This window comes from Micromonospora sp. NPDC047753 (genome assembly GCF_040642735.1).
Lineage (GTDB): Bacteria > Actinomycetota > Actinomycetes > Mycobacteriales > Micromonosporaceae > Micromonospora.
In genome coordinates this window covers 1-5,363 of sequence record NZ_JBEYSL010000464.1, presented here as the reverse complement: position 1 = coordinate 5,363, position 5,363 = coordinate 1, and the positions used below count along the sequence as shown (strand labels likewise).

Annotated in this window: 5 protein-coding genes and 1 pseudogene; 1 reads left to right on the top strand and 5 read right to left on the bottom strand. The window is 72.6% G+C overall.

All coding sequences use genetic code 11. The features are described 5' to 3' along the window. Positions 1–150: 150 nt before the first annotated feature. Entirely contained in the window at positions 151–1,218 is a 1,068-nt protein-coding gene (locus ABZ749_RS28580) for a MerR family transcriptional regulator (protein ID WP_357233225.1), read from the bottom strand. 118 nt (positions 1,219–1,336) lie between these two features. Between ABZ749_RS28580 and ABZ749_RS28575 the strand changes: the two genes are divergently transcribed. Beyond that, positions 1,337–1,993 carry an NAD(P)H-binding protein gene (locus ABZ749_RS28575; RefSeq protein WP_357233222.1) on the top strand — a complete coding sequence of 219 codons (657 nt, stop codon included), beginning with the start codon at positions 1,337–1,339 and terminating at the stop codon, positions 1,991–1,993. A 49-nt stretch (positions 1,994–2,042) separates the two neighbouring features. Here the strand turns inward: ABZ749_RS28575 and ABZ749_RS28570 are convergent, their stop codons facing one another. The 4 genes and pseudogenes from ABZ749_RS28570 to ABZ749_RS28555 all read right to left on the bottom strand — a co-directional run. Further along, positions 2,043–3,002, bottom strand: coding sequence for a class I SAM-dependent methyltransferase (locus tag ABZ749_RS28570; protein WP_357233220.1), 960 nt, complete (start codon positions 3,000–3,002; stop codon positions 2,043–2,045). A 114-nt stretch (positions 3,003–3,116) separates the two neighbouring features. Further along, entirely contained in the window at positions 3,117–3,812 is a 696-nt protein-coding gene (locus ABZ749_RS28565; protein ID WP_112587029.1) for a cell division protein DivIVA, read from the bottom strand. Next, complete coding sequence (locus ABZ749_RS28560) at positions 3,809–4,990, bottom strand: globin domain-containing protein (protein ID WP_357206471.1); 1,182 nt, start codon at positions 4,988–4,990, stop codon at positions 3,809–3,811. Before ABZ749_RS28560 ends, ABZ749_RS28565 begins: the two co-directional genes overlap by 4 nt. 2 nt (positions 4,991–4,992) lie before the next feature. Further along, positions 4,993–5,262 (bottom strand): annotated as a pseudogene (locus tag ABZ749_RS28555) (group 1 truncated hemoglobin); the annotation flags it as partial. Positions 5,263–5,363: the final 101 nt, after the last annotated feature.

Below are 5,363 nucleotides of genomic sequence, written 5' to 3'. Positions count from 1 at the left end.
CACGCCGGCACCCAGTCCGAGCACGGCCAGCCCGACACCTGCGGTGACCGAGGCGATCCATCGGCGCTCCGGGTCGGGGTGCGCCCACCCGGCGCGGACGACGGCCATGCGGCCAGGACGGCTGTCAAACTAGGACGTCGGCGACGCCGGCTATGCGGCGACGACGTCGGCGACGACGCAGGCGATGTTGTCCGGCGCCCCCTCGGCCCGCGCCAGATCGATCAGCGCCCGCACCGTGTCCTCGGGATCGTCCGTCGCGGCCAACGCCGACCCCAACACGGCCCGGTCGACGACCGCGGACAACCCGTCGGAGCACAACAGGTACCGGTCACCCGGCACCGCGGTACGCAGCGCCAGATCCGCCTCGACCTGCCGGCCGCCACCGAGGGCACGCACCAGCACCGCGCGCTGCGGATGCGTCGCGGCCTGGTCCCGATCGAGCCGACCCTGATCGACCTGGGTCTGCACCCAGGTGTGATCCTGCGTGAGCAACGACAACTCACCGCCACGCAGCAGGTAGGCCCGGGTGTCACCGACGTGCACCAGCGCCAGCCGGGAACCGCTGAGCAGCAGCGCGGTCAGCGTCGTGACGGGCTGGTCGGTGTCGGTGGCCAACCCGTGCACGGCACTGTCGGCGGCGCTCACCGCGCCACCCAGCATCGTCAGCAGGTCCGCGCCCGGCACGTCGGTCAGGGCCAACGGCTTCAAGGCGTCGACGGCGGCGGCGCTGGCGGCCGCGCCGCCGGGCCCCCGCATCCCGTCGGCCACGGCGAGCAGCCGCTCGCTCGCGTACGCGGTGTCCTCGTTGCTGTCGCGCACCAGCCCGGTGTCACAACCGGCGGCAGAGCGAACGACAACTGTGGGATCCGGGTCAGACATGGTGGTACCCCCTTCAGACAGGTGGTCCACGAGGAGGGTGGCGAGCCGGGCGCGGGCCGCGGTGTCGGCGCTGACCTGCCGCCAGTACGCGGTGACCGCCTCAGCCGCCGCTGCCGGCTCCAGGTCACACACGACCCGGATCGTCGCCAGCGGCATACCGAGCCGACGCAACTGGGCGACCAGCCGCGCCACCGGCAGCTGAGCCGGGTCGTAGAGCCGGTAACCGGACTCCGGATCGACAGCGGCCGGCACCAGCAGCCCACCCTGGTCGTACAGGCGCAACGCCTTCGGCGTCAGCCTCGCCGCCCGGGCGAACGCCCCGATGGTCATCAGCCCCACGTCGACATCCTCCTCGCGCCGGTCACGGCGACCGGCACCCACCAGGCTCAGGGTTGCCCGAAGGTCAAGGTCAAGCCGATGACGCCGCCCACACCCCCGGCGCCGGTAGGTTGGGCGCATGCGCGTCGTCATCGCCGGAGGCCACGGCAGGATCGCCCTACTGTTGCAACGCCACCTCGTCGAGCGGGGCGACACCGCCGTCGGCCTCATCCGCAACCCCGAGCAGACCGCGACGCTGCGCGCCGCCGGCGCCACCCCCGTCGTCTGCGACCTGGAACACACACCGCCCGAACAGGTGGTCGAGCACCTGCACGGCGCCGACGCGGTGGTCTTCGCCGCCGGCGCGGGCCCCGGCAGCGGCGCCGCCCGCAAGGACACCGTCGACCGGGCCGCCGCCGCGCTGCTCGCCGACGCCGCCACCCACGCCGGCGTCCACCGCTACCTGCTCGTCTCCTCCATGGGCGTGGACACACCACCCGCCCCCGGCACCGACGACGTGTGGGCGGCGTACCTGCGCGCCAAACGCGCCGCCGAGGACGACCTGCGCCGCCGCGACCTGGCCTGGACGGTGCTGCGACCCGGCCGGCTCACCGACGACCCACCCACCGGGCGGGTCACCCTCACCCCACACGCCGGTAGTGGCGCCATCAGCCGCACCGACGTCGCCCACGTCCTCGCCGCGCTGCTCAACGAACCGGGCACCACCGGCGCGACACTGGAACTCGTCGACGGACCCACCCCGATCGTCGAGGCCGTCCGCGCCGCCGCCAGCTGACCGACCCGTCGCGCCGCAGGGGCTGACACCCGCACACCAGGTGCGGCCCTCAGCCGCCCGGGCGGTGCGCGGCGACCAACACCGGCCCACCGGGGACGGTCGGAAAACGCCGAACGTCACCCAACCCGGCCCCCGCCAGCACCTCCGCCATCCGGTCGGCGTCGAAGGCGTTGCCGCCGTTGCGGACGGCGTTCCACCGGTCGACGGCCGCCCGCAACGGGTCCCCGGCCGGCGGATTGGTGCCGGCCACCAGCCAGCCACCGGGTCGCAGCGCCTGCACCAACCGGGGCAACGCGAGCGCCAACGTCTGGTGGGGAAGAAACGGCGCCGGCACCCACACCAGGTCGTACCCATCCGGCTCGGCCACGTCCGCGACGTCCTGCCGGCGCACACTGATCCGGTCCGCGACGTCGCGCGCCTCGGTCAACTCCCCGCGGGCCAGGTCCAACGCCCGCTGCAGCACGTCGATGCCCACCACCGACACCCGGGGCAACGCGCGGGCCAGGGCGACGGCCAACGCCGCCACGCCGGTGCCCACGTCCAGCACCCGGGCATCCGCCGAGTCCAAGCGCTCCGCCAGCCCCGCCAACTCGGGCACCACCCGGGTCGCCAACGCCCGGCCGGTCGCCGCCGACGCCCGACCCTGATGCAGCAACACCTCGTCGTCGACCTGCGCCCAGCCCGCGCCACCCCCGCCGGAAGGCTCCTGCGCCGCCGCGGCGACCGCCTGCCGCAGCGAACTCAACCGCGCCTGCACCGCACTGCGCCCGGTCGGCCCGTCGGCAGGCACCAGCGACGGGTGCGCGACCGGCGTCCCGCCGTCCCAGGACAGCAGACCGGCGGCCTCCAGTACCGCGCTGCGGTGCGGCGACGCCGCGAGGACCTCGGCGAGCGGGGCCGACACTGCGTCACTCATGGTGCCGACAGCGGCCGCCAGCGCCCACGCCGACGCCTCCAACGCGGCCAGCGGGTCCGCCGATCCGCCGGATGGAGACGGTGATACCGACACGACGGCACCTCTCCCCGGGGCGGGCCACCGGTCAACCCCGCCTGACCTTTCCGACTATGCCACCGCCGCCAGCGCACCGGGTGGGGTCCACGTCAGCGCACCCCACCCGGCGACTCAGCGCTGCTGGTGCCGTGGCAACGCCGACTGACCCACCACGCCACCCACGAACGGCGCCCCCGGCGTCTCCGCCGCGATCCGATCCATCGTGCGCGCCAACTGCTCACTGCCGTCGTCGAGATGCCGCGCCGCCGCCTGCATGTGCGACACCATCATCTCGCCGAAGATCCGCAACGCCTCCCGGGTCGCTACCGTGTCGTCGAAGCTCGACCCCGCCGCGCTGCGGTACTCCGCCACCGCCCGCTCCGCCTCCTGCTTCGCCTCCGCCTCCGCCGCGTGCAGGTAACTCTCGTACTGCACCCGGGCGTACTCGGCGACCCGACGCGCGTAGTCATGCGCCTGCGCGATGATCTGCTCGGCCTCCCGCTGCGCCGCCGACAGCAGATTCACCTCACGCGCCGCCGGGACCTTCGCCGCCGCCCCCGTACTCGGGATCACCCCGTGCCGGTGCAACTCCACCCGGTCGGTCAGCCGCTCGTTCTCCGCCCGCAACGTCGCGATCTGCGTCGCCAACAGGTCCAACTCGTCAGCGACCTGCACCCGGAACCGGTCCACATCAGCGTTGTCGTAACCACGCCGAGCGAACGACGCCGCACCGAACTCCCACCGCCGAACCCGATCGGCGGTCATCCGCACCTGCACACCGCCGGACACCTGCACCCCGTCATACCGACTGATCGGCGTCGCACTCACCTGTGCCCACCTCCCGAAGTGCCACCCGCAGCCGACTGCTGCACCGCCGTGCGCCACGCCGGGCCGTACCACTGCGCGCCCAGGCCCTCGTGGTGCACCTGACCCGCGTGGTAGCCCGCCTGCACCAACGTCCGCACCGCGTGCGACACCATCTCGTCCGACCCACACACGAACACGTGCCGGGACCGCCAGTCACCGTCGGCCAACGCCCGGTCCACCGCCTGCACGAACTCCCCCGGCCGGTGCACGTCGGCACCGACCACGTACGTCACCGTCAACCACGGATACGACGACGCCAACTTGTCGATCGCATCGCTGTCGTAGAACTCGCTACGGGACCGGGCCCCCACATACAGGTCCACCCGCCGGCGGGAACCCTCCGCGGCCACCTGCTCCACCAACGCCTTCATCGGCGCCCAGCCGGTACCCGACACCAACAGCAACAGGTCACTGGAGCCCGCCGCCCACAACCCCAGCCGGTCCCCCACCGGCGCCGCCAGGTGGACCCGATCCCCCACCGCCGACCCGTACACCAGCCGCGACGACACCGCACCACCCGGCGCGGCCCGCACATGCAACTCCAACGTGCCGTCCGCCCGCGGCGCGTTCGCCGGCGAGTAGTACCGCCACGACCGCACCGAAGGGTGCGACACCCCGATCGACTGACCAGGCGTGAACGGCAACAGATACTGCGGACGCACCGTCAACACCGCCACGTCGAACGCCCGCCGCTCATGCGCCACGATCTCCGCCACCCACCACGGCGGATTGACCGCCTCAGCGGCCTGCGCGGCCTCCACCATCACCTGGGCGACCAACCCGTACGCCGCCGTCCAGTCCGCAGCCAACTCGTCGGTCCACTGCTCGGCGAGGAAATGCTGCAACGTCGCCACCAGCGCCTCACCGACCGCCGGATAGTGCTCCGCGCGGACCGCGAACTTGCGGTGATCCGCGCCGAGATCCTGCAGGAAACCCACCAGCCGATCCACCTGGTCCACGTTGGACACGATGTGACCCAACGCGGTCACGAGGCGGTCGCGCTGACCAGCCATGTTCGTGGGGAACATCTGCCGCGTCTCGGGATGGGCGAGGAACAACGTCGAGTAGAAGTAGAGCGGCACCTGGTCGCCGTGACCGGCGACCACCGACCAGCTCTGCTTGAGGCGAGCGGCGTCCACGCTCAGACGCCCGACCTGTTCCCGGCAGCCACCACCTGGCCCTGCACCTGCCCCAGCACCGTCTGCACATCGGCGATGACGTCCGCCGGCACTCCGAGCTCGGTCAGCGTCACCGTCAGGTACTCGCCCACCTTCGCGTAGTGGCCCACCGTGATGTTCAACGGCTGGTGCGCCTCGTCCAACCCGCGCCCCGTGTACTCGTTCGGGCCACCCAGCACCACCGTCAACATCAACGCCAGATGCCGCCGCTGACCCGCCATGTCCACGCCAGCGAAATACCTCGGGGTGACCGCAACTGGCCAGCCAGTTCGCCAGCATCAGGTGGCCCCCCTCGGTGAGCACCGACTCCGGGTGGAACTGGACGCCCTCGATG